Raw genomic sequence first — 24,433 nt, forward strand, 5'->3', positions numbered from 1 at the left:
GCTGGCTCAAGGCGGGGCTCCGTGGGTGCCGCGCGCCCGCAGGTCGCAAAAAAGGACGGGGGCCTTCCCTGCGGAAGCCCCCCGTTCCAGAACGGTTCAAGAGCTTCTTACCAGGCCGAGCTGCGATGCTCGTGACCGTGGCAGGTCAGGGTGCAGTTGCCCTGGCTCAGGGATTGGGCCTGGACCTCCAGCACACCATCGAGGGCCTGAACCCACGGGCGCTGCTTGAGTGCCAGCAGGCCGGGCAGTTCGCGGCTGCCGTGGGGATCGTGGCAGGCGGCGCAGGAGTAGCCAGCGCTGGCATGCAGGGTATGCCAACGCCAGGACCCACTGGCCAGCACACCCGCATCGTGACAGCGGAAACAGAGGGCGTTCTCGTCGCTGCGGCCCTCGCTCCAGGGCGAATCCGTCCAGGGAGCGCGCAGCAACCCGGCATACTGCGATCCGTGAGGACCGCGGGGGCCCGCCGGGTCGTCATTGCCATGGCAGTCGCCGCAGGTCATCTGTTGCAGGCGTGAGACCTCCGGTTTGAGACTGGGAACGCCCAGAGCGGGAGTGGCCAGACCGAGGACCGGGTGGAAACTGGCGTTGCGCAGCGAGAAGTCCTCGTCGACGGCCCGATTGCCCACCGGAAGCTCGCCGCTGAAACCGTGGCACTTGAGACAGACGTCCGCTTCGCTGAGTGCACGCCGCCGCTCCATGCCCAGCGGATCGACCCCGCTGGCACCCACGAGGGCCGCAGGCAGGCCATTCCAGTCGCCTGGATCACGCAGGGCTTCGTGGGGATTGTGGCAGTCGCTGCAGCTCACCAGCGAGCGTTCGCCGCTGCCGGCGAAGAAACCGATCAGGCCATCCTCGTCGGCACGGGCCACGGCCGAGCCATCGAAGCCGATCGGGTGGCGGTATGGCTTCTCGAATTCGGGGCGCAGGTCAAAACGGGCGGCGCTTTCCTGCTCGCAATCGCTGCGACCGTCGTGGCAGGAAAGACAGAGTGTGCTTTCCGAGGCCTTCAGCAGTGCGGGGCGGGCCGGACTGGCGTGCAGGTCGTGGCAGGCTTCGCAGGCTCTGTCCCGCAGGACGGGATTGACCTCCTCGAGGGGATTGCCGTGTGCCGACAGGAACCAGCCCTTGAACGCATGACACTGCAGGCAAAGGGCACCCTCTTCGGTGTGCATGCGCAGAAACTGCCCGCGGGAATTGTCATGCGGGTTGTGGCAGGTGAGACAATCCACGCCGCGACCGGCTTCGGGGGAACCGGCCAGGACCAGATCCACCGGGACCTGCAGCGGGTTGCCCGCACGGTCCAGACCGTTCTCGGGCCAGGCGAAACGGTGGGCACTGAGCGCCCCCCCATCGCCGGAGCGTTCTTCGAGCGCGAAGGGAGTCGCGGCCGTGCACAGTTCCGCGGGACCGAAACCGGAGGCGATGCGGTCGTCATGGCAGGCCATGCAGAGCGCGGCACCGCCCAGGCCGTTGTCCAGGGCGCCCACCGCGTCGCGCTGCCAGCGCGGGCCGGGAGCATCCAGTCCGGGATCACGATGGCACACGGCGCAGGCAGGTTGCAGTTCGCCCCCCGCGGAGAGCGGCCCGGGATAGCGGAAATCGTGCGGGCTGCCATCGAGTCCGGCGGCCGCGCGTTCGCTCAGAATCGACAGCGCCGCAGCGCGGGAATCTGCGGCGATGGCCCCGGAGGTCAGCCCCAGCAGTGTCACAAGGACCAGCAGTCCGCGCCACGGACGTGGGCCCGCGGCTGCTGTTGCCCGCTTGGGGTTCAAGTCAGAAAGCATGTGCGAAGGGTGCCCGGAGTGCCGCATGGTTTACCAGAGATTTCGTGTCAGTTGCAACCAGAAGCGCGTGTCCCGCTGGCCAAGATCGGCGGGATCGCCGCTGAACTCGCCCTGCAGGCGTCCCTCAAGCTGGCGCCAGTGCAGTTCGCCATGCAGGCGCAGCCACATCCGCTCGCTCAACGCTCCGCGTTCGGGGCGCCATACCAGATCGCCTCCGCCGCGCAGCATCCGCCCGGCGATCGCCTGCCAGCCAAGAGCGCAGCGATACTCAATGGCGCGCTCCGCGATCTGCTGGGTGTGGCGGATGTGACTCAGGCTCAGCCGCAGTTGCTGACCGCCCATGGTCTGGCGTGCCCAGATTTCGTGTTGCAGCGTATTGCGCAGGCTGTCCAGCGGAAAGACGATCTCGCTGCCCAGATGGCGTTGCCAGCTGTGGCGGTGCCCCAGGCGCAGGCCCTGCACCAGTACCGGGCCGCTTTCGCCTCCCAGCGCCAGGCGGGAATCCACCTCATGGGGTGTCTCGGTGGCCAGCGGGCGCCCCAGTGCGGCCAGCTCGTCCCCGTCCTGCAGCATGAGCCATTCGGCACTCAGACGCTGCTCGACACGCAGGGTGTACAATGGGTGCAGCTGAACGGGAAGCTCTACCGCATCGCGCAGCTGCACGTCCACGCCGTCTCCCCAGCGCGCACTCTGTTTCAGTCCAGCGTCCAGTGACCCATCCACCTGCAGGGCGGACATGGCCGCCAGAGGACCCGTGAGCAAGCGGAAACGTTCCAGCGGACGGCTGTGCAGCCAGGGTCCGACCAGCACCGCGCGCTCGTGATCCACGTCTTCCTGGTCGATCTGGGTCCAGGATCCTTCGCCCAGCAGGCGCAGACCCCAGAAAGCGCGGGGGCTCCAGTTCCAGGCAGCACGCCAGTCGCGACGGAACAGGTCCTGATCCTGCCACTCGCCCCAATCGCTGCTGTAGCGGGCCTCGAAAAGGTGATCGGGCAACGGACGCAGGCTCAGCCCTTCGGAGACCAGCCAGCGTACACGGCCTTCCCGCCAGGTGCGCTGCAGTTCGCCGTGTTGCCGCCCCTGCCAGGGCAGCGCGCCGGAAAGCTGAACACCCACCTGGTTGCGGGCCAGATCAAAATCCAGCGAATCCTGCAGTCCGTAGCCCATGCTTTCGCCGAAAGCTCGCAGGCGCATGTCTCCGGGCAGGGTGGCGCGCAGTTCCCCGCGCAGGAAGCGCGTGTCTTCGGCCTCTCCTTCCACCCAGGAACGCCGGTTGCCCGCGCGCAGATCCACCTGACCCAGCCATTCGCTGCGCCAGTCCAGACCGATGCCCGTGATCCAGTCGCGGCGGCGGGTACTGTCGGCCATGAAGCGGTTGGCTTCGGTCCAGCCATGACGACTGAACAGGCTCAGGTCCAGAGTGGAGCTTTGGCGCCAATCCAGTTTCAGACGTGCTTCGGGAGTCAGAATCCGCTGCGAGTACAGACTGTTTTCGGCCAGGGTACCGCCCAGTTGCAGGCCCCAGCGCAGGCGCGCCCCGGTGTTCGCCGTGCGTGCTCCCACCAGCAGGCGACCGCTGTGCAGCAGCAGGCGCTGATCCTCGAAGCCGGCCCCGGAGCGAGGCGCGTCGGCACCGGGATTGCTCAGGGTGCTGCGCCAGGAGAAGCTGCCACCAAACTGCAGCGCACTGGCAGGGATCACGCTCGGACGCAGGCGCAGACGTGTGGCCAGATCAGGATCCCCCGCGTGTCCCGGTTGGGTGCACAGCAGCAGACAGCTCAGCGCCAGTGTGACCAGAGGAAGGGGGCGGATCATGGCTGCACCTCCCGGCTCGTCTCCCAACCGGCGGCGCGGTCTGCGGGACGGTATCCCAGCAGACGCAGGCCGTCGGGGTTCTCCACACAGAGCCGGTCGTTGCCCAGAGCTCGCACCAGTCGCGGTGCCGGGCCCGCCAGTCGGGCCGGAATGTGGTACACCAGCATGCCCTTGGCATCATGGACGCGCAGGCCCATCTCGCCGGCCACGCTCAGCAGCAGGTGGCCATCGTCATCGAGAGTCAGACTGCGCGGCAGGCGCAGACGAGAAATCACAGGCTCGGCGGTTCGGCTGGCCAGTTGCCCATCAAGGTGCCACACGCAGCCGGCCAGGCCATCCAGCAGCCAGACTCCGCCCATGTCATCGCGGCAGAGATCCAGCGGACCATGCAGGGGGACTCCCCCGACCTGTTCCACGCGGCGTTGCAGCACGCCCTCCGTGTTGTAGTGCAGGAGGGCACCGCCCGCATCGGCAAGCAGCAGGCTGCCGTCATCCATGAACTCCAGCGCGGCGATCCGTGCGCGGATCTCACTCAGTGCAGGGTCTCGCCGGTCCGAGCCATCGTGAGCGCACAGCAGGAACCGGGGCGGGCTCGGCCAGGCCAGAGCCAGCCGCAGGCCGTCGGGAGACGCTGCCACCAGCGATGGGGCGTCCAGATCGGACAGCACGGAACTCATGCTCCAGGCCCCCGCCGCCTCGGGCTGCCAATACTCCACTCCATGCCCCTGCTCGCGGCTGAGCCAGAACCCGGTGCCGGGAGAATCGGCGCAGAGTGCCCGGGGAGCAGCCAGTCGTTGCGCTTCTGGCGACCCGCCCACCACGCGCAGCACGCGTTCCAGCCCCTCATGGGCAGGCTGCGCCACGGGTGTGCCCAGGGCCACGTACACGGTGTCGGCGTGAGCCAGCACGGCGGGCCGGGCGGACCCGGAACCTGTTTCGCGACCCTGCTTCAGCAGCGGAGCACAACCTGCCAGCCAGCCCAGCCCCAGCAGCAGGCCAATGGCGCGACCGGCGGTCAGCAGGCGTGATCCGTAGGGGTGTCCGCATGTCATTTGAGCACGCTCCGGTACAGCTTGCCCGCACGGCAGTCCACCACCCAGATTCCCTCGCCGCAACAGGATATGGCGGTCGGGCCTTCCAGTCGCCATGGGGCTCCGTCCAGAGCCAGCGATTCCTGACGCTTGCCGTAGTCGTCGTACCCGTGAATCAGTCCGGTGTAACTGTCGGTGATCCAGACTCCTCCGTCGACGCGGCATCCACAGACTCCCTTGGGCCGGAAGAGCGACTCGCCATCGGCACCGAACATGCCATAGATGTGAGACAGGCTGCCATCGGGCTGAAAGACCTGGATTCGTCCTCCCAGCACGTCCACCACCATGAAATCCTTTTCGAGGCGCGCCAGGATTCCCGGGAAGGAGAACTCCGCGGGGCGATTGCCCGTGCGGCATTCGGGCGGGTGGGCCTCGGAGATCGGCACCAGGGATTCCGCCTTGCCTCCGCCATTGCCGATGGTGCGGACCAGGCGGTCCTGCCCATCCAGCATCAGCAGGCGCTGGTTGTCGTTGTCGGCAATCACCACACCACGGGGCGTGGCAAGCACATCCACCGGATCACAATCGGGCGGCAGCGTGATCTCGCGCTGCAGATGTCCCTCGAGATCCAGGACCAACAGGCGTGGCCCCGCCGTGTCGGTCAGCCAGACCCGGTCGTCCGCGATGTCGATCCCCAGGGCCTTGCCCACCGTGGGCAGAGCGATCTCGCGCGGGGTTTCCAGGCCGGCACTGAACACCAGCAGGCGTCGATTGAGGCCATCCACGACCCAGGCCCGCCCTTGAGAATCAAGGGCCAGGTCGGTGGGGTAGCTCATGCTGGCGCTCCAGCTCTGGGTGATGCGGATTTCCCGCAACCCGGAGGCGGACAGCTGCACTGCCAGCAACAGCAGCAGGCTAGTGATCCAGCGGCAGGTAGAACGATTCATACTTGGTCACACTCGCGGCCTTGGATTCGGTTTCCAGTTGGTTCACACGTTCTTCGCTGAAGCCCAGGCTGCGGAAGTCCAGCCAGCCTTCGCGGGAATGGCAATCATCGCAACTCAGACTGCGCTCACTGAGGGGGGCGACCGTGTCATGGAAGTCCTTGGTGAAGGCTTCCTTGCGCTCCGGGGTCAACTCGTCGCGCACGGCAAGGTATTGTTTCGCCCGTTCGCTTCCCTGATCCTGGAACAGCGACTTGCCGTTCTGTTCAAGCACGAGGAAACTGGTGAAATTCTCCTGGGTCTGCAGCGGGTGGCGGTCCAGGCCATAGGGAGTGCCGGGGTCGCCCACCGGATCACGCCGCAGGTCAGCCCAGATCACGCGGCTCTCGCCCATTCCTTCCAGTGGACTGTGACAGACCTCGCAGGCCATGTAGCGGCTGTGCATGTTCAGCGCGGCCCGCACGGAACGGTCCTGGGTATGGGCCAGACCGGCGTGGCACAGGGTGCATTCGCTGCGGCGCAGATCTTCATCCACATGCAGCAGAGACTGGGGCACGTGGAAATGCTCGTGCTGCCAGTCGGGATCCTCGGCGGCCACGGCCAGGGTGTAGGAAGGATCACCGGGCAGAATCCGCAGATCCTGTTTCACCACCAGCGCATCATGGTTGGGGCGGTTGGGTCCCGGGTCATTCTCGGTGCCGCGCAGGAACTTGGTGAAGCTCCAGGCCATCACCAGGCAGGAGAGCATGGTCAGTGCGACCATCGAGTAGCCCAGCACACGCAGCACGGGCTTGCGGATGCCGTCATCCTTGCGGTTGTGCGGCTTCTGATCCTCTTCCACCAGGTTGGACACCGGGCAGGCCCAGGGCATTTCGCCGGTCTCGATGAAATCGAGGACCGCACCATGCTCTTCTTCCATCTGTTCACGATCGATGCGTCCCGTGATCCAGACTTCGCTCATCGGCCAGCGACCCGGCTTCCAGTGCACATTCCAGAAATGCCAGACCACGATGGCGCAGACGGCCAGAATGGCTTCCATCGAATGCACCAGGCGCGCGATGTCGACAATGTACTTCGGCCCCAGATGCTCGGCCCAGAGGATCAGTCCGGTGGCACTCATCACGATGGTCCCCCAGGCGAAACTCCAGTACTCCATCTTTTCGCCGTAGTTGAAAAAGCCGAAGCGGACCGGGTCCTTGCGCAGACCCAGCAGCCAGAGGACCTGTTGCCAGGTCTGCACGATGTCCCGGGGCCGTGGCAGCAAGCCGGTGAGCAGTTCGCGTCCGCGGCGGGTCAGCAGGGTGTAGCCGATGTGGTACAGACTCACCAGCGTCATCAGCACGGCGGCGATGCGATGGCTCCAGGCGCGGATCTCCAGCAACAGGGTGCGGTCCACGGTTCCCATGGGATTGATGTACTCCACGGGCAGCCAGAGCAGCCCTCCCGTGATCGCCAGCAGGGTGAAACAGACGAACATCACGATGTGCGAGATCCGCTCGTTGCGCGTCATGCGCAGGAAGACCTTGCCGGTCTTGACCTTGCGCGCGCCTTCGGGCGGCTTGGGCAGATGAGCCTGATGACGGCGGTGCGCCAGAAGCTCCAGCAGGTTGTGCAGCAGCATGCCCCCGATTGTGCCGAAGATCAGCATGATGTAGATCCGCTTGATCCAGACCAGCAGATTGGCCTTCCAGCCTGCATACAGGTCATGCATCGAGCCTTCGGTGGCGAACGCCAGGCTGGCCCCTTCGTGACACCCCATGGTGGAACAGGTCTGTTGACGGTTTGAAGGATGGATCATCGAGGCGGGATCTTCCATCGGCAGTATGTTGTGATCCCCGTGGCAATTGCTGCAGACCGGGCTGCGCCTGTCGCCCATCTGGTAGCCCCGGCCATGGAACGAGCGCAGGAAACTGGTGACCATGTCGTCTTCCAGCAGGGCCTGCAGGCTGTCGGGCAGCAGTTCGTTCTCCTTGTGGCAGCGCACGCAGGTCTCGTAGTTCTGCTTCTGGTGCCAGTACTCGTCGGCTCCCAGATGCAGTGACATGTGCCGCAGACTCTGGTCCAGATCATTGAACCCGTCGTGACAGGACATGCACTTGTTCTCAACCTTCCGCAGCGCGGGAGCCAGTTCGCTCCGGTAGCTGACGTTGGTGTGACAGTCCTTGCAGACGGGCTTGCGGTCGGCGTGCTTCGATTCGCGGTCGGCCCCGTGCACACTCTTCGCCAGTGCGTCGCCCATGGCCCGATGGCTGAAATCGTTGCCCGTGTAGGGGTCAATCAGGTGGCAGGCGATGGTGCAGGTGACCTCGGCCACCGGCCAGGTATGGGGAATCTGGTCCACGTCAGTGTGACACTGGCTGCAGGCCAGGCGCCCGTGCACCGTGTCGGCCCACTTGTCCGCGTCGATCATGAACCCGTGGACTTCACCGTCGGCGTCCATGGTGGCGAACCCCTGCAGGCCGTGGCAGGAGAGGCAGTTTTCCGGGTCCATGTTCGCTCGGGCGGTCAGCCCCAGACACAACAACAGTCCAACGATCACGACGCGGACAGGGAAAGGCAGGAGGTTCATGAGGGTCGGTCCTGGTTGCTCGCCCGGGAAGGCGATCGTGTCCGTTTGAAACACCGGGGTCCTGGGATACTGTCCCGCGCTCATCGACGGGCCGCGGGTCTGGGAGCCGTGGTCACCGACAGATTGTGGCAGGCCAGGCAGATCAGTTCAGCGGGAAGTCGCAGTCCGCTGGGTGGAAACTCGGCCATGGCCCCGGCCGGATCACAGGCCACCGTGGGCAGGTGGCAGGTGGTGCAGCCGATCCGGTTGCCCGTGTCGCGCGGCAGCCGGAACTGGCTGCGCTGCTCGAACTCTTCCAGTCTCGCCGGAATGGCGGAATCAACGCCCGGCGAGTCCAGCGACACACCCAGATGCTGATGCTGATGCTGGTCGGCCGCGTGGCAGCGGCCGCAAAGCGCGCGGGATTCCATGCGCAGCGCGGGTTCGCCGGGCCGTGCATCGCCCTGATGGCAGAGCGCGCACAAAGTGTCCATGCCTTCCCGCGTGAGTCGTTGCTGGCTTTCAGTCGGAAGCGGGGTGACATGCGGGCTGAGCCCCTGGAAGGCATTTTCGGTATGGCATTGGTAGCAGAAGCCCTGCTCCCGCGTGAATGGCCCCCCCCGCAGGGCGGCGCGATTGGCCCGCTGGGGGGAACAGACCTTGCCATGGCAGGTCAGGCAATCGAGGCGTCCGTTCACCAGCGGCAGATCCACGTGGGGCAGAAATCCCTTGCCGGTTGGCAGGCTGGCGTCCACGCTGTGCACGCGCAGGGAATGGGCCCGGGCATCGTGGCAGTTCACGCAGCGTGTGCCGTCCACATTGGACATCGAGGGAAGACCCCGATCGAGGTGGCAGGCAAGGCAGGCAGAGGCGGTACCGTGAGGATCGGGGCTGCCGGGCACGGTGACACTCCGGCCATCGAACAGCGAATCGGGCATTCCCGGGGCCGACCAGTCCGCGGGGGCACCGGCGGCATCCGGACCGGCCAGGACCTGACTGGGCGCGCTCCCCAGCCAGAGCAGGCCCAGCACCAACCACACCAGGGACAATCCGCGCGTCACCCATCCGGCAAGGCCGGGCGACACGACGTGAGGTGCGGTCGAAACGGACATCTCAATCCCCCAGGCTGGCACTGCGAAAACGGATTGTCAGACACACGGGCAGCGAACGGATACCGTCCGCTGCCCGTGACACGAAGCGTCTCAGTTGGTCACCACGGGATAGTTGTAGTCCACGATGCCGCCAGTGCCCCAGGCATGGCCACCGAGGTTTCCATGAATCATGGAATTGGCGCCGAACTTGAGGCTGTAGGTCTCATAACCCATCACGTTCAGGTAGAAGGACATGAAACCGCTGGTCTGGCCCGTCCAGCAATAGAGCACATTCTGACCGGCGGGGTCCAGCACGCTCAGGTTCTGGTCGGCGAACAGGGTGCCCGGGCTGACCTGCAGCGCGCCGGGAATGTGACCGAAGGTGGTATAGTCGGCTTCGGACCAATAGTTGATGACGTTGTAGCCGCTGAGGTCGGCGAACACGCTGGCGGCGGTCTTGGTCAGGAATCCACCCTGAAGCACGGCCTGCACGCGGTCGGCCAGAATGTCGGCACCGGAGGTCTGGCTTCCGCTCAGCGCCGGGGCATCGTAGGTGGGCAGGGCGGGCGGCGCGGTGGTGACGAAATCCGCCACGTATGTGTCGGAGCAGCCACCGTCCCAGGAACCGGCGTAGGTCTGGTTCCAGGCGGACATGCCGTACTTCATGGCATAGGCGTCAGCGTAGCCGCTCATGCGCAGGGCCATGGTGGCCCAGCTGGCGGTCTGGCCGGTGTAGCAGACCACGGCGATCGTCTTGCCGCCGGCATTGCCGGCAACGCTCAGCAGGGTGGACGGGGTGGCGTTCACGGCACCTTCGATATGTCCGGTTCCGTAGTCGGCTGCCGAACGCATGTCGATGACATAGCGCGCGGCAAGGTTGTTGTAGACATCCGAGGCATCCTTGATCCAGCCGCTGGCCGTCCAGTCGGCGAGATGGGCATCGGTGTACGCAGAAAGCAGGTCGAACTGGGTCTGCGCCGGATCGTTGTTGTTGTCATCATCGGAGCAGCCCGTGAACAAGCTGAGCGACGCGACCAGAGAGGCCACCACAAGGCCCTTCAACAGTTTCATTTGTATACCTCGTCACTGTTTGAAAAGAGTGTTTCCGCGGATTGCGGTCACATTTTTGTCAAGGTCTCAGCCAGCTGTCGGGCAGCCCCCGGTCAACCACGACGTTGCGGTTGGCAGCGCCTTCGGTCTGACGGGTGTTGCTGACGTGCTGACCCAGGCTGTCCACGAAGCTCTCCCAGAGGAACAGCCCACGATTCTCTTCGGCGAAAGGCCCATTGCGGTCGGAATGGCAACTGATCCAGCAGTTGCTTGCGTCCACGGGCCCGGTGGCCGCCACCTGAGTCTGCCGCGTGATCCGCGCGATGTTGTGCGGGCTGGCGTATTCCCAGGTTTCGAAGGCGGCCCAGCTCTCAAGGCGCGGCCAGCCCCAGGGGGCATAACTGTCTTCGCTGATGGGCACATGCCGCACCACCACATAGGATTCCTCGCTGGAGGGATGCGTGCTCCAGTTGCCGCTGTTGCGTCCGATGCGGAAACTGGGGAACTCGGCATAGCCCTGGGGATCGTCGCTGCTCCAGACACCGCCGGTGTGGCAGTTGATGCAACTGGTGTAGGGCTGACTGTGGCACACGTTGCAGGAGAGGCCCATTTCGGCTCCACTGCCCTGCCAGTGCGTGTCGTGGTAGATGTTGCGGTCCGCACTCTGGCTGTGGCAGCGGGTGCAGGTGGGCAGGCCCTCGACCTCGTAGCGACTGGTGTAGTCGGTACGGCCGTCGCCGTGCATGTTCTCCTGGTGGCAGAACAGACAGTCGAAGCCCAGCTGCTGATGCACGTCCGGCTGATTGCCTTCCATGTGGCCGCTGTAGTCATTGCCCACGCGGGAACCGTGGCAGGCCGTGCAGTTGTTCTCCTGGTCGGGCGTGCGCTGGAAGCGATGGCCGTCCAGAAATCCGCCCTTGACGCTCAGTGGGCGCGAGATGTGACACTGACCGCAGCTCGCATGGCAGGAGGTGCATTCGGCAGAATAGGCTTCCTTCAGCTCGGCCGGACAGGCTTCGAAGGAGGGATATCCGGCGCGCAGGGCCACCTTGTGCTTCTCGCCCCAGAGATTGTTGTGCAGACTGCTGGCCGCCTTCTCCACGTGGTCGGCATGGCAGGAAGCCCCATTGCAATTCAGTTCGGGCAGCATACTGGGATCGCGCAGCATGGCGTGGTCGTCCACCTGAGTGCGATCGGGTGTGCCTGTGGCCGTATAGGTGATGTCAGCTTCGTGGGCTTCCATCATGGCGGTGAAGAGATCGTTGATGTTCTCGCTGCGGGCCACCACCGGGTCGGTTCCCCCGTGACATCCCACGCAGCCCACCCGCGAATGCACCGGCTCGATGGCCGCGAATCCGTCGGGGTGATCCATGTATACTTTTTCCCAGGACTCCAACTGAGCCACGGTACCGCCTCAGCCACCGCCCGAACTTTCCTCCACTTCCTCGACGGCCAGCCTCTGCAGCCAGGAGCGCGTGGAATGGCAACTCTCGCAGGAAACCAGCACCTCGTCGCCACTCAACGATCCGCTTGTACTGGGCTGGATGCGCTCGCAGGCTCCCAGCAACAGACCGGCAAGCAGAAAGCCGGGCAGGAGGAAGCGTTTCCAGCGTGACGATGACGCATGTCGGGTCATGGGGCAATCCTTCAGTTCAACAAGGTGCCGTTCGACGGAACGGAATCAGATTAGCCATCCGACCAAGGCTCTTTCTTGATTCAAGTCAAACAATTTGCGCCCACCCCGAACTTTTCCTGCTTTGAAGGGCCTCGCAAGTCCTTGTGGTACCCGTTCAGGAAAAACGTGTCGGGATGTGTGTGTCACGGTTGGCAAACTCGTGGGATGTTCAGGCACGCTCTGCCAAGCAGTGTCAGATCGCAACCTGACTTTGGTCAAGAAAGGGCCAGATCATGCTACCTATGCTGGGGCTTCGCATCTGGCTTGGTGTCCGTCAGGAGAGTCTTCCATGAGTTACCTGGTGCTGCTGCTCTTCGCCGGTCTGGCTTTCGGCCTGGTCGCGGTGGGCCTGCTGATTTCCCGCCTGCTGGCCCCGCGCACTCCCGGTGAGGTCAAGGGGCGTGCCTACGAATGTGGCGAAACGACCATCGGCGGCAGCCGCCTGCAGTTCAATGCCGGCTTCTACCTGATCGGGCTGCTGTTTCTGGTGTTCGATGTGGAAGCGGCCTTCCTCTTCCCATGGGCCCTGGTGATCCGAGAACTGGGCATGGCCGGACTGATCGAGGTGGTGCTGTTCGTGGCCCTGCTGCTGGTGGCGTTGGTCTATGCCTGGAAACGGGGGGTGATGCAATGGGTGTGAGTCCCGATCCGGAACTGGCCCAGAATGTGCTTCTGACCCGCCTGGAAGACGTGATCGCCTGGGCGCGTTCCAACAGCCTCTGGCCCCTGACCTTCGGCACCAGCTGCTGCGCCATTGAAATGATGATGGCCGCCGGTGCCTCGCACAATGACCTGGCCCGCTTCGGCGCCGAAGTCACCCGGCCTTCTCCGCGTCAGGCCGACCTGCTGATTCTGGCGGGCACCATCGTCAAGCGCATGGCTCCGCGTCTGCGCACGCTCTACGAGCAGATGGCCGAACCGCGTTACGTGATCGCCACGGGCTCCTGCACCATTTCGGGCGGGCCCTTCGTGTATCACTCGTACTCCAGCCTGCGCGGCGTGGATGACATCATTCCCGTGGACGTCTACGTTCCCGGCTGCCCCCCGCGCCCCGAAGGGCTGTTCTACGGCATTCTGACCCTGCAGAAACTGATTCGCGAACGCACGGGCTGGAAACACTCCGAGCGGCGCCATGCTCCCGTGATGGCCGCCCTGCCTCCGGGCATCGGGGTGGACGACATCCGGGCGGAACTCTGCGGCCCGCTGGTGGCCGAAAATCGCGTGGACCTGGCTGACCCCTTCGCCGACCGTGTGGCCAGGCCGGGTGACCAGGGCCGATACCACCCGGACCCTCCAGCCAGGGAGACTCCACAATGAGCCCCGCGGACCTGCGCAGTCGCCTGGAAGCCCTGCTGCCAGGACTGGAATTTCTTGAGGCCAGCGACCGCCTCTGTCTGACACTGCCGGCAGAGCGCCTGCTGGACGTGGCCGCTCTGCTGCGGCGGACGCCCGAGCTGGCCTTCGACCTGCTCAGCGACCACTGCGCCGTGGACCGGCCTGCCGAGCAGCAGATCGAGCTGCTCTGGCAACTGGACTCCACGTCTCACAACCATTGCCTGGCTCTGAGCGTGACACTGCCCCGCGAGAACCCGGTCAGCCCCAGCCTGCATACCATCTGGACCAATGCCCTCTGGCAGGAACGCGAAGTCTACGACCTGTTCGGTGTGCTGTACGACAACCACCCGGATCTGCGCCGCCTGTTCCTCGAGGACGACTGGAAGGGCTGGCCGCTGCGCAAGGACTACGAGGACGATTTCATGATCACCGAACCCGGTGGAGGCCGGCGATGAGCGTGCGCCTGACCAGCCTGGACGAGGTGACCCGTCCACCCCGGGGCGCCGATGGCCCCCTGGCCACCCAGGAATACTTCATCAACATGGGGCCCCAGCACCCGGCGACTCACGGTGTGCTGCGCCTGGTGCTCAAGCTGGATGGCGAGACCGTACGCGAAGTGATTCCCGTGCTGGGCTACATCCACCGCTCCATCGAGAAGATCGCCGAGCACCAGACCTACCGTCAGTTCGTGCATCTCACGGATCGGTTGGACTATCTGTCCTGCCTGATGAACAACTGGTGCGTGGCCAAGACCGTGGAAGCGGCCGCCGGCATCGAGACCAACGCGCGCATCGAGCACATCCGCACCCTGATGTCCGAGCTGCAGCGCCTGCAGAGCCACACGCTCTGGTGGGGCGTGCTGGGCATGGACCTGGGCGCCTTCACCCCCTTCCTCTACGGCTTCCGTGACCGCGAAGGCATCACGGAGATCCTGGAAGAGACCATTGGCGCCCGCCTGACCATGAACTACATCCAGCCCGGTGGGCTGATGAGTGACATCCACCCGGACTTCGTGCGCAAGGTCAAGGCCTGGATCACTGGATTCCGCCCCCACCTCGAGGAATACGAGCAGCTGGTCAGCGGCAACCTGATCGTGCACGAACGCCTGGTGGACGTGGGCGTGCTCAGCGCCGAACGCGCCGTGGCCCTGGGCACATCCGGACCGGTGCTGCGCGCCAGCGGAGTGCCCTGGGACCTGCGCAAGGTGCGCCCCTACGGTGTGTACGATCAACTGGACTTCGACGTGGCCGTGGGCACCGTGGGCGACAGCTGGGACCGCTACCACGTGCGCGTGGAAGAAATGCGCCAGTCGCTGCGCATGGTGGAACAGCTGCTGGACGGCATTCCCGAAGGCCCCTTCATGACCATGAAACCCGCCGCCAAGATCCGCCTGCCCGAGGGTCGGTTCTACGGCGAACTGGAAACCGCGCGCGGCATCCTGGGCCTGCAGATCGTCAGCGACGGCAAGGAATTCCCCTGGCGCGCGCACCTGCGCACGCCCAACTTCAACAACCTGTGGTGCATCACGGAAATCGCCCGGGGCTGGCGTCTGGCCGACTTGGTGGCGATCGCTTCCACACTGGACCTGGTAGTGCCGGACATCGACCGATGAACATGCCTCTTCTGCCCGCGGGCGGCTCGCCCCTTGACCTGTTCAATACGCTGCTGGTCACGCTCTCGCTGCCCGTGAGCCAACGTGCCAGTGCCGCCCTGCCCGACAACCTCTGGCTGGCCGCCTTCTGGATGGCCGTGTCACTGGCAGGCGTGATGGCGGCCTTCACCGTGCTCGGTCTGGTGCTGGTCTACGCCGAGCGCAAGGTGGCCGCTCACTTCCAGTGCCGCCTGGGTCCCATGCGCGTGGGGCCGCACGGCATCTTCCAGACCGTGGCCGACACGGTGAAACTGCTCTCCAAGGAAGACCTGGTGCCCACGGGCGCCGACAAGCTGCTGTTCTTCCTGGCCCCCGGACTGGTGCTCAGTGGGTCGCTGCTGGCGATGGCTCTGGTACCGGCCAGCCCCTGGCTGCAGGTCACGGACCTCTCGATCGGCGTGGTCTTCGTGCTGGCGGTGGGCAGCCTGAGTGTGCTGGGCATTCTGCTGGGAGGCTGGAGCAGCAACAACAAGTGGTCGCTGCTGGGAGCCATGCGCGCCGGAGCCCAGATCGTGAGCTACGAGCTGACCGCCACCCTGGCCGTGCTGGCCGTGGTGATGCTGGCCGGTTCCATGAGCCTCAACGGCATCATCCAGAGCCAGCAGGCGGGCTGGTGGATCTGGCGGGCTCCCGTGGCCGGGTTGCTGGGCTTCCTGCTCTTCGTGATCGCCAGCACCGCCGAAGTGAACCGCACGCCCTTCGACATTCCCGAAGGCGAGAGCGAGCTGGCCGCGGGATTCCATACCGAGTTCTCGGGCCTGCGCTTCGCCTTCTTCTTCCTGGCCGAGTTCCTCAACATGTTCGTGGCCAGCGCGATTGCCGCGACCCTGTTTCTGGGCGGTTGGCTGCCTTTCCACATCGGCGACTGGCAGGCCTTCAACGGCGCGATGGATCTCATTCCCCCCGTGCTCTGGTTCGGACTGAAGACCGGCGGGCTGATCTTTCTGATGATGTGGTTCCGCTGGACCTTCCCCCGTCTGCGGGTGGACCAGCTGATGCGCCTGGAATGGACCTTCCTGCTGCCCGTCTCCCTGCTCAACCTGCTGCTCTGCGCCCTGCTGGTGCTGCTGGGCGGCGTGATCTTCCCCGGAGGATTCTGATGCCCCTGATTGACCTGGGAACCGCCGCGCGGGAAGGGTTGCGCGGCCAGCAGGAAGTGGGCGGGCAGTCGGTGTCCGTGATCCGGGCCCCGCGCCCGATCCCCCAGGGCCTGGCCGGACGCACGGTCAACGGACTGGGCAGCCTGCTCACCGGCATGCGGATCACCTTCCGCTATTTCCGCAAGCCCTCGACGGTGGTCACGCGCCAGTACCCCGAGAACCGTGATACGCTGAAGATGCCCGAGCGCTACCGGGCCCGGCTGATCTTCCTGTATGAGGAAGATGGCCTGCATCGCTGCACGGGCTGCCGGATCTGCGAGAAGGCCTGCCCCAACACATCCATCATCATCGCCACCCAGAAGGGCGAAGCCAGCAAGAAACCCGAGATCGAACGCTACACATGGCGACTGGACACCTGCACCTTCTGCAATGCCTGCGTGCAGGCCTGCCCCCACGATGCGATCATCTTCGATGGCAAGTTCGAGAGCTCGGTCTTCGACCGCCGCCTGCTGGTCTACAACCTCAACACCTACGCCGGCCCCCATTCCGCTCTGGCGGCCAAGATCGAGGATCCCGAAGCCCGCGCCGCCTCGATGGTGCCCGTGGGACGCTACGACGGCGCACTGCCGCTCTCGGGCACAGCGATGGACGGCCTGCCCGCCCTCGAGAGCCGCGGGGGGACAAAGGAATGAACCTGGCGATTCCCTTCTTCTGGTGCTTCGCCCTCGCCAGCATCGCACTTGCCCTGGGCGTGGTGCTCTCGCGGCGCATCCTGCGCAGTGCCCTGTATCTCACGGGCGTGCTGCTCTGCGGGGCCGTGTTCTATCTGCTGCTGGGCGCCGAATTCCTGGCGGGCATCCAGATTCTGGTCTACATCGGCGGCATCGTGGTGCTGCTGGTGTTCACGATCATGCTCACCCACAGCAGCGAGCTCGAGGAAGCACCTCCGGCCACCCTGCGCCTGCTGGGCGCGGCCATGGCCAGCCTCGCCTTCCTGGGCCTGGGAGTCTGGATGGTGGGCGCGTCGGCCCTTTCCGAGACACCCAACGCACTGGCCCAACCCCTGGACGGTGTCACGGCCCAGCTGGGCCGCCAGTTGCTCTCGGCCGGTGAGGGTGGCAGCGTGCTGCCCTTCGAACTGCTGAGCGTGCTGCTGCTGCTGGCCGCCGTGGGTGGGGTCTATGTGGCACGCAAGACCTCGGAGAAGGATTCCAGCAAGGAGACCCCCGCATGAACTGGCCCTCCGGCTGGGAACCCACGGCCGCGCACTGGCTGCTGCTGGGGCTGACCCTGTTCTCGATCGGGATCTTCGGCGTGCTCAGCCGGCGCAGCGCCATTGGCGTGCTGCTGAGCATTGAGATCCTGCTCAACGCGGGCGCACTGACTCTGGTGGCGCTCTTCGCCTGCCTGCACCCCGGGCGCGTCGAGGGCATGCTGGGCGCGCTCTTCATCATCGCCGTGGCGGCCGCCGAAGTGGCCGTGGCGATGGCCGTGTTCGTGACCCTGTTCAAGACGCGGCACAGCACGGATGTGACCCACATGAATTCGCTGAAAGGCTGAGCGATGAGCGAGCTGATTCCCCAGCTGGCCCAGGCCGCCAGTGATCCTCTGCTGAGCCGGGCCTGGCTGGTGCCCGGGCTGCCGCTGGCGGGTTTCCTGCTCAATGGGCTGGTGATCCGTCCGCTGAAGAAGGAGTGGGTCGGACCGCTGGCCACCACGCTGGTCTTCGCCAGCATGGTGCTGAGCTGGTTGCTGGCCCTGCGCTACTACAGCTTCTTCCCTGCGGGTGGCGCACATCCTGCTCTGGTGAGCTGGCAGCTGCCCTGGCTGCAGGCCAGCCCCGATCTGGTCTTCGGCATGGGCACCCTGCTCGATCCGGCCTCGCTGCTGCTGCTGGTGGTGGTGACCACGGTGAGCGCCTTCGTGCACCTGTACTCCATCGGCTACATGGCCGACGACCCGGGCAAGGCGCGCTATTTCACCTTTCTGAATCTGTTCACCTTCAGCATGCTGGGGCTGGTGCTGGCGTCCAACATGGTGCAGCTCTATGTCTGCTGGGAACTGGTGGGTGCCAGCAGTTTCCTGCTGATCGGCTTCTACTTCAGCAAACCGTCGGCGGTGGCGGCGGCCAAGAAGGCCTTCATCGTGACACGCTTCGCCGATCTGGGGCTCCTGCTGGGCACGTTGCTGCTGTCATGGATGGGCTGGCAACTGCTGCCCGGCCTGCAGGCCACGGGCATGGCCGCGGCGGACAGCATGCCCGCGGATTTTGCCGTGCTCAATTCCGCGGGTTTTCACGACGCCGTGCTCTCCCTGCCCTGGACCGTGGGCGGCCTGAGCCTGCTCAGCCTGTCGCTGCTGCTGGTCTTCATGGGCGCAGCAGGCAAGAGCGCCATGTTCCCGCTGCATATCTGGCTGCCCGATGCAATGGAAGGCCCCACACCCGTTTCGGCCCTGATTCACGCCGCCACGATGGTGGTGGCCGGTGTCTATCTGGTGGCCCGGCTCTTCCCGGCCTTCGCCGCCGCGGGCCAGCCGCTACAGGTGGTGGCATTCGTGGGGGCCTTCACCTGCCTCTTCGCCGCGCTGCTGGCCTGCCGTCAGGACGACATCAAGCGCGTGCTGGCCTACAGTACCCTCAGTCAATTGGGCTACATGATGTTCGCACTGGGCGTGGCCAGCATGGATCACCCGCTGGGGTACACCGCCAGCCTGTTCCACCTGTTCACCCATGCCTTCTTCAAGTCCCTGCTCTTCCTGGGCGCGGGCGCGGTGATCCACGCGGTGCACAGCAACTCGATCCGGGAGATGGGCGGGCTGCGCAGAAAGATGCCGTTGACCCATCTCGCCTTCCTGCTGGCCGTGCTGGCCATCGCGGGCCTGCCGCCCTTCTCTGGGTTCTTCTCCAAGGACGAAATCCTGCGCGCGGCGCTGGAAAGCGGACACACCTGGGTCTATGCCACCGGCATGCTGGTGGCCGTGCTCACTCCCTTCTATATGGCGCGGATCTACCTGGTGGCCTTCCTGGGTGAACCGCGCAGCGAGGCGGCCGCGCACGCCCACGACGCCCCCTGGACCATGACCGTGCCCCTGCTGGTGCTGGCTGCTCTGGCCGTGGCTGCGGGCTGGCTGCCCATGGGCCAATACGTGAGCACGGGTGCCGAACACGCGGGCGCACACGGCATCGACTGGAGCATCGCGGCTCCGGCCACACTGGCCTCGCTGCTGGGACTGGGTCTGGCCTGGTGGCTCCACGGCAGTGATCCGGCGCGATCGGCAGCACGCCGTGACTCGCTGTTTGCCGCACTGGGTCCCATCGGGCGAGCCATCGACGCGCGCTTCTGGATCGATGAGATCTGGCTGTTCGTCACCAGGAAGATCGTCTTCAATCTGGTGGCCGCCCCCATTGCCTGGTTCGACCGCAACGTGGTGGACGGTGCCGTGAATCTCACCGGCTGGCTGGCCCGCATCGGCGGTGCCGGCCTGACTCTGATCCAGAACGGCCAGGTCCAGGCCTACGCCACCTGGCTGGTAAGCGGTGCGGTGGGCCTGGGCCTGCTGCTCTGGTTCCTGCTGCCCTGACCTCACGCCCGGATCTGCCGGGAACAACTTTTCAGGACTCCCATGGGCCTCGTATCCCTCATTCTGTTGCTGCCCCTGCTGACTGCCCTGGCGCTGTTGCTGGTGCCCGGCGAGAACAAGCCCCTGTTGCGCGGCATTTCCTTCGTCGGATCACTGGCCACGCTCGTGCTCAGTCTGGTGCTGGCCGTGATGTACTGGCAGCAGGCCGTCCGCGGGGCCGACCCAGCGGCGATCGGCAGTGACACCGTACTCCATTTCAGTGAGCGCCTGCTCTGGTTTCCCAGTCTGGGCATCCAGTATCTGGTGGGCCTGGACGGCATCTCGGCGGCCATGCTGGTGCTCACGGGCATCATCATCTTCACCGCCGTGCTGGCCTCGTGGACCATGGAGGACCGTCTCAAGGAATTCTTCGTGCTGCTCTTCGTGCTGGTGGCCGGGGTCTTCGGCGTGTTCGTCAGTTTCGACCTGTTCCTGTTCCTGGTCTGTTACGAAGTGGCCGTGCTGCCCATGTACCTGCTGATCGGCATCTGGGGCACGGGACAGCGCAAGTACGCGGCGATGAAACTGACCCTGATGCTGCTGCTGGGCTCCGCGGGCATCATCGTGGGCTTTCTGGCCCTGTATCACCAGAGCGGGCTGGCCACCTTCGACCTGCTGGCGCTGGGCAGCGTGCACTATCCGCCAGCCTTCCAGCAGTGGGTCTTCCCCGCCATCTTCATCGGCTTTGGCGTGATCGGCGCACTCTACCCCTTCCACACCTGGAGCCCGGACGGCCACGCCTCGGCCCCCACGGGCGTCTCGATGCTGCACGCGGGCGTGCTGATGAAGCTGGGGGGGTACGGTGTCTTGCGCATCGCGATCTATCTGCTGCCCGAGGGGGCCAAGCACTGGGCGCTGGCCTTTCTGGTGCTGACCACGATCAACATCGTCTACGGCAGCCTGGGTGCGATTCGTCAGAAGGACCTCAAGTACTTCACCGCCTACAGCAGCGTCAGCCACTGCGGGTTCATCCTCTTCGGCCTCTGCACCCTGAATCTGATGGGCTTCAAGGGCGCGGTGATCCAGATGTTCAGCCATGGCATCATGACCGGCCTGTTCTTCGGCCTGATCGGCATGGTCTACGGACGCACGCACACCCGCATCCTCAGTGAAATGGGTGGCCTGGCGAAGGTGATTCCATGGCTGGCCGTGAGCTTCTACATCGGCGGTCTGGCTTCGCTGGGGCTGCCCGGCTTCTCCGGTTTCATCGCCGAGCTGCATGTGTTCCTGGGCGGCTTCTTCGGCAATCCATGGACCTCGCAGACCCTCACCCGCACCCTCACGGTCATCGCCACGGCCTCGATCGTGATCACCGCGGTATACGTGCTGCGCGGCCTGGCCACGGTCTTCCACGGCCCGGTGACCAACCCGCACTTCGAGACTCTGCCGCCCGTGCTGTGGCACGAGAAGCTGGCCACGGGCATTCTCATCGCCACTCTGGCTCTGGTGGGCATGATTCCCGCCACCCTGACCCAGTTGATCGAAACCTCGCTCCAGCCCATGCTGGCGCGCCTGAACGGATTCTGAGAGGCCGTCATGCTGCTGATCCTGCCCGAAGTCCTGGTCTGCACGACCCTTGTGCTCAGCCTGCTGCTGGCCGCCTTCCGCCCCGAGGGGTCGCTGCGAGCCTCCGCCGGACTCTGCGCCGTGGGCCTGGGGCTGGCCCTGCTGGCCCTGTTGAACCTGCCCACCGAGGGCAGCCTCTTCGGGGGCGCCTTTCATCTCGACAGCGTGACACTCTGGTTCAAGGGCATTCTGCTGGTCTCGGCCCTGCTGGTGGTGTTGCTGGCCGCCGACTCCCCGCGCAGCGAACACGAAGGCCACGCGGGCGGCGAATACTTCGCCACCCTGCTGGGCAGCCTGCTGGGCATGCTCTTCCTGGTGTCCGCGGGCGACCTGCTGACCCTCTTCATCGGGCTGGAACTGGCCACTCTGCCGCTGGTGCTTTTGAGCGCCTGGAACCGCCAGTCCGAATCTTCGGCGGAAGCCGCACTGAAGTACGTGCTGCTGGCCGCGCTGTCCTCGGGCCTGATCGTCTTCGGTCTGGCACTCATGGCCGGACTGCATGGCAGCCTGTCCTTCGAGGCGGGCATCACGGCACTTTCGCAGCCCATCGGCTGGCTGGGCTTCGCCCTGCTGCTCTCGGGCGGGGCCTTCAAGATGAGCCTGGCCCCCTTCCACCTCTGGGCCGCCGATGTCTACGAAGGCGCACCCACCCCCGTGACCACCTGGCTCAGCATGGGCTCCAAGGCCGCCGGGCTGGCCTTTCTGGTGCAGCTGGTCTACCGGGTCTTCCCCGAAGCCCTCTGGGACATCAGTCCCCTGCTGGCCGGCCTGGCCGCGATAACGATGACCGTGGGCAACCTGGTGGCCATCGTCCAGCAGAACCTCAAGCGCTTCATGGCCTACAGCTCGATCAGCCAGGCGGGCTATCTGCTCTTCGGTTTCCTCGACCCCAGCGGCACCATGGGCATCGGCGCCATGCTGTACTACCTGCTGGTGTACCTGGCGGGCAACGTGGCGGTCTTCGGTGTGATCCTGTATTGGGAACGCGCCGCCGGGGCCCGCGAGGTCGAAGATTTCCGCGGTTTCAGCCGCGAGCGCCCCGGGCTGGCCGTGGCTCTGCTGCTGGGTCTGCTGAGCCTGGCCGGCATCCCTCCCCTGGCGGGTTTCACCGGCAAGTTCCTGCTCTTCTCCGTGGCCGCCGACGTGGGCTACCACTGGCTGGTGCTGCTGGGCGCGATCAATTCCACGATCTCGTTGTACTACTACCTGCGCATTCTGCGCCAGGCCTACATCGAAGACCCGGAGCCCGCCACGCGGCGCAGCTCCGGTGGTGGCAGCACCGCCTTCGTGATCGCCTTCGGCGGTGTGACCGTTCTGCTGGCAGGTGTGGTGCCGGCAGTGTATGAACTGATCCATCAGAGCACCATGGGCTGGCTCGCCGGTTTCTAGCTGGATGCGCACGATCAGAACGTAGCCCGGATGCAGCCCGCTATCTGTTGCCGAATCGCCTGTGTTCCGGCGAAATCCGGGAGCCATGACTCGCCGCTCGCACCGGACTGGACGAACCCTCCACCGGTCATTCTTCCACCGGTATCCTGTCACTGACTATGGCCCGTGATGCCATCCTCGGCCGGGGACTGCCTCCCGTGAGGCGTCGTTTTCCACCTTTCTTTGGAGCGGGTCCAAAGAAAGGTGGAGCCAAAGAAAGACCCTCTTCGCAGGCCTCGCGCCGCGCAAACTTGGCCCGCTGCGCGGTCCGGCGAGCAAGCGCGGCGACCAACGTCCCCTGCCCGACCGTTCCGTCTCGATGGTTCCGCCACCGGCGTCACCGCTTTGGAAGAAGATTGATCAGAGACAGAGCCGTAGCTTCCAGCCGGGCCCGATGCAGCCCCACACACGTGATCGCGTCATCTGATTTTCCGGCGAAATCCGGGTCGCCCGGAATGGGGAATGCGGACATCGGCCGCACCGGAGTCCTCGAACCCTCAATCTTCCATCTCTTCCACTGGTATCCTGTCACTGACGGGGGCCCGTGATGCCTTCCTCGGCCCGGGTCTGCCTCCCGTGATGCATCGTTTTCCACCTTTCTTTGGACGGGTCCAAAGAAAGGTGGAGCCAAAGAAAGACCCTCTTCGCAGGCCTCGCGCCGCGCAAACTTGGCCCCGCTTCGCGGTCCGGCGAGCAAGCGCGGCGGACCACGCTCCCTGCCCGACCATTCCGTCTCGATGGTTCCGCCACCGGCGTCACCGCTGTGGAAGGGGATGGATCATGCGTGACACCGAGAATTCCCTGCATGACCGTCACCCCCGCGGAAGCGGGGGGCCCGAACATTTACACCGCACACCCTGTTTCTCTCGAACCGCCGCATTCACCCCAAAGCGTCGCTTTGGCAATGCTCCCCGCGGCTGTTGATGGTGTGTCCCTGCGGGGCGGTTTGTATGACGCTTCCCCCCGTAGGGTGGGCAAAGCGCAGCGTGCCCACCAACACACACGGAAACCAACGCCCACCCTCTCCCCCACCAAGCCCCGAACGGGGCATCATACATCCATAGCCCGTGGGGAATCCACGGGTGGGCGTGGATGCCCGGGACAATCGGAACCATGCGCGGGGGTGGTCAGGGCGACGGTCGAAAGGACCGTCGCCGTGTGCAAGGGGGCATCGACCGTCTCGACCGCCATCTCGTCCACCATCTCGTCCGCGGTTTCGTCAGACGGCATGACGGTCGTGGTGGCGGTCGATGGGACCGTCACCTTGTGCAAGGCGGCACCGACCGTTTCGACCGCCATCTCCTCCACCACCTCGCCCGCTTCCGTGACACGCACACCGTCCGGCGCACAGCAGTTCCGAACGCGAATGAGTTTCGGTGCAACCGCTCGGGATCCCCGCCGTCGCGGGGATGACACTGATTGTGTCACTTCCGCAGCGGTGACGCCGGTGGCGGAACCATCGAGACGGAACGGTCGGGCAGGGAGCGTGGGTCGCCGCGCTTGGCCCGAAGGACCGCAGCGCGGGCCAAGTTAGCGCGGCGCGAGGCCTGCGAAGAGGGTCTTTCTTTGGCTCCACCTTGCTTTGGACCCGTCCAAAGAAAGGTGGAAAACGATGCGTCACGGGAGGCAATCCCGGGCCGAGGAAGGCATCACGAAACCCGTCGTGAGACGGCACCTGAATTGGCGCACAGCGACGCCGGCCGACGGGCGGCTGGAACGGGTATGGGGGTGCGATTGAGTTGCTTTGCCGTGTAACCCATCGGGGTTCCCGCCTGCGCGGGGATGACAGTG

The 24,433-nt window shown here is 65.3% G+C and carries 21 protein-coding genes; 11 read left to right on the forward strand and 10 right to left on the reverse strand.

Annotated features, from left to right (window positions below; genetic code table 11):
- Positions 1 to 107: 107 nt before the first annotated feature.
- The 9 genes from H6678_09055 to H6678_09095 form a co-directional block, all read right to left on the reverse strand.
- Positions 108 to 1,787, reverse strand: coding sequence for a hypothetical protein (locus tag H6678_09055; GenBank protein MCB9473945.1), 1,680 nt, complete (start codon positions 1,785 to 1,787; stop codon positions 108 to 110).
- A gap of 30 nt (positions 1,788 to 1,817) precedes the next feature.
- The gene (locus H6678_09060; protein ID MCB9473946.1) at positions 1,818 to 3,602 is read right to left on the reverse strand and encodes a hypothetical protein; all 1,785 of its coding nucleotides are present in this window, start codon (positions 3,600 to 3,602) and stop codon (positions 1,818 to 1,820) included.
- Positions 3,599 to 4,654: a hypothetical protein gene (locus H6678_09065; GenBank protein MCB9473947.1), complete on the reverse strand. Its 1,056-nt coding sequence runs from the start codon at positions 4,652 to 4,654 to the stop codon at positions 3,599 to 3,601. The genes H6678_09060 and H6678_09065 overlap by 4 nt, the downstream gene beginning before the upstream one ends.
- The gene (locus H6678_09070) at positions 4,651 to 5,580 is read right to left on the reverse strand and encodes an NHL repeat-containing protein (protein MCB9473948.1); all 930 of its coding nucleotides are present in this window, start codon (positions 5,578 to 5,580) and stop codon (positions 4,651 to 4,653) included. Before H6678_09070 ends, H6678_09065 begins: the two co-directional genes overlap by 4 nt.
- Positions 5,549 to 8,146: a hypothetical protein gene (locus H6678_09075; protein ID MCB9473949.1), complete on the reverse strand. Its 2,598-nt coding sequence runs from the start codon at positions 8,144 to 8,146 to the stop codon at positions 5,549 to 5,551. Before H6678_09075 ends, H6678_09070 begins: the two co-directional genes overlap by 32 nt.
- Before the next feature lie 80 nt (positions 8,147 to 8,226).
- A complete protein-coding gene (locus tag H6678_09080; protein MCB9473950.1) occupies positions 8,227 to 9,237 on the reverse strand; it encodes a hypothetical protein in 1,011 nt (336 codons plus the stop codon).
- 90 nt (positions 9,238 to 9,327) lie between these two features.
- On the reverse strand, positions 9,328 to 10,287 hold the full coding sequence (locus H6678_09085; GenBank protein ID MCB9473951.1) for a rhodanese-like domain-containing protein: 960 nt from the start codon (positions 10,285 to 10,287) through the stop codon (positions 9,328 to 9,330).
- A 58-nt stretch (positions 10,288 to 10,345) separates the two neighbouring features.
- On the reverse strand, positions 10,346 to 11,671 hold the full coding sequence (locus H6678_09090; GenBank protein MCB9473952.1) for a hypothetical protein: 1,326 nt from the start codon (positions 11,669 to 11,671) through the stop codon (positions 10,346 to 10,348).
- 9 nt (positions 11,672 to 11,680) lie between these two features.
- Entirely contained in the window at positions 11,681 to 11,902 is a 222-nt protein-coding gene (locus tag H6678_09095; GenBank protein ID MCB9473953.1) for a hypothetical protein, read from the reverse strand.
- A 328-nt stretch (positions 11,903 to 12,230) separates the two neighbouring features.
- Here H6678_09095 and ndhC point away from each other — a divergent pair, with 328 nt between their 5' ends.
- From ndhC to H6678_09150, 11 genes are read left to right on the forward strand one after another with little or no spacing between them, the layout of a single operon-like run.
- Positions 12,231 to 12,581, forward strand: a complete 351-nt coding sequence (gene ndhC, locus H6678_09100) for an NADH-quinone oxidoreductase subunit A (GenBank protein MCB9473954.1) — start codon at positions 12,231 to 12,233, stop codon at positions 12,579 to 12,581.
- A complete protein-coding gene (locus tag H6678_09105) occupies positions 12,572 to 13,258 on the forward strand; it encodes an NADH-quinone oxidoreductase subunit B (GenBank protein ID MCB9473955.1) in 687 nt (228 codons plus the stop codon). The genes ndhC and H6678_09105 overlap by 10 nt, the downstream gene beginning before the upstream one ends.
- A complete protein-coding gene (locus H6678_09110; GenBank protein MCB9473956.1) occupies positions 13,255 to 13,731 on the forward strand; it encodes an NADH-quinone oxidoreductase subunit C in 477 nt (158 codons plus the stop codon). Before H6678_09105 ends, H6678_09110 begins: the two co-directional genes overlap by 4 nt.
- Positions 13,728 to 14,888 (forward strand): NADH-quinone oxidoreductase subunit D, encoded by a 1,161-nt coding sequence (locus tag H6678_09115; protein MCB9473957.1) that lies wholly within the window; start codon positions 13,728 to 13,730, stop codon positions 14,886 to 14,888. The genes H6678_09110 and H6678_09115 overlap by 4 nt, the downstream gene beginning before the upstream one ends.
- Positions 14,889 to 14,890: 2 nt before the next feature.
- Positions 14,891 to 16,027: an NADH-quinone oxidoreductase subunit NuoH gene (gene nuoH, locus H6678_09120; GenBank protein MCB9473958.1), complete on the forward strand. Its 1,137-nt coding sequence runs from the start codon at positions 14,891 to 14,893 to the stop codon at positions 16,025 to 16,027.
- Positions 16,027 to 16,719 carry a 4Fe-4S binding protein gene (locus H6678_09125; GenBank protein ID MCB9473959.1) on the forward strand — a complete coding sequence of 231 codons (693 nt, stop codon included), beginning with the start codon at positions 16,027 to 16,029 and terminating at the stop codon, positions 16,717 to 16,719. Before nuoH ends, H6678_09125 begins: the two co-directional genes overlap by 1 nt.
- Positions 16,716 to 17,261 carry an NADH-quinone oxidoreductase subunit J gene (locus H6678_09130; protein MCB9473960.1) on the forward strand — a complete coding sequence of 182 codons (546 nt, stop codon included), beginning with the start codon at positions 16,716 to 16,718 and terminating at the stop codon, positions 17,259 to 17,261. Before H6678_09125 ends, H6678_09130 begins: the two co-directional genes overlap by 4 nt.
- The gene (nuoK, locus tag H6678_09135; GenBank protein ID MCB9473961.1) at positions 17,258 to 17,587 is read left to right on the forward strand and encodes an NADH-quinone oxidoreductase subunit NuoK; all 330 of its coding nucleotides are present in this window, start codon (positions 17,258 to 17,260) and stop codon (positions 17,585 to 17,587) included. Before H6678_09130 ends, nuoK begins: the two co-directional genes overlap by 4 nt.
- A 3-nt stretch (positions 17,588 to 17,590) precedes the next feature.
- Positions 17,591 to 19,609 (forward strand): NADH-quinone oxidoreductase subunit L, encoded by a 2,019-nt coding sequence (gene nuoL, locus H6678_09140; protein MCB9473962.1) that lies wholly within the window; start codon positions 17,591 to 17,593, stop codon positions 19,607 to 19,609.
- A 42-nt stretch (positions 19,610 to 19,651) separates the two neighbouring features.
- Positions 19,652 to 21,175, forward strand: coding sequence for an NADH-quinone oxidoreductase subunit M (locus H6678_09145; protein ID MCB9473963.1), 1,524 nt, complete (start codon positions 19,652 to 19,654; stop codon positions 21,173 to 21,175).
- 9 nt (positions 21,176 to 21,184) lie between these two features.
- Positions 21,185 to 22,603 carry an NADH-quinone oxidoreductase subunit N gene (locus H6678_09150; protein ID MCB9473964.1) on the forward strand — a complete coding sequence of 473 codons (1,419 nt, stop codon included), beginning with the start codon at positions 21,185 to 21,187 and terminating at the stop codon, positions 22,601 to 22,603.
- Between the two features lie 1,089 nt (positions 22,604 to 23,692).
- Here H6678_09150 and H6678_09155 read toward each other — a convergent pair.
- Positions 23,693 to 23,941 carry a hypothetical protein gene (locus H6678_09155; GenBank protein ID MCB9473965.1) on the reverse strand — a complete coding sequence of 83 codons (249 nt, stop codon included), beginning with the start codon at positions 23,939 to 23,941 and terminating at the stop codon, positions 23,693 to 23,695.
- Positions 23,942 to 24,433 lie beyond the last annotated feature (492 nt).

The sequence above is a fragment of the Candidatus Delongbacteria bacterium genome, assembly GCA_020634015.1.
Lineage (GTDB): Bacteria > CAIWAD01 > CAIWAD01 > CAIWAD01 > CAIWAD01 > JACKCN01.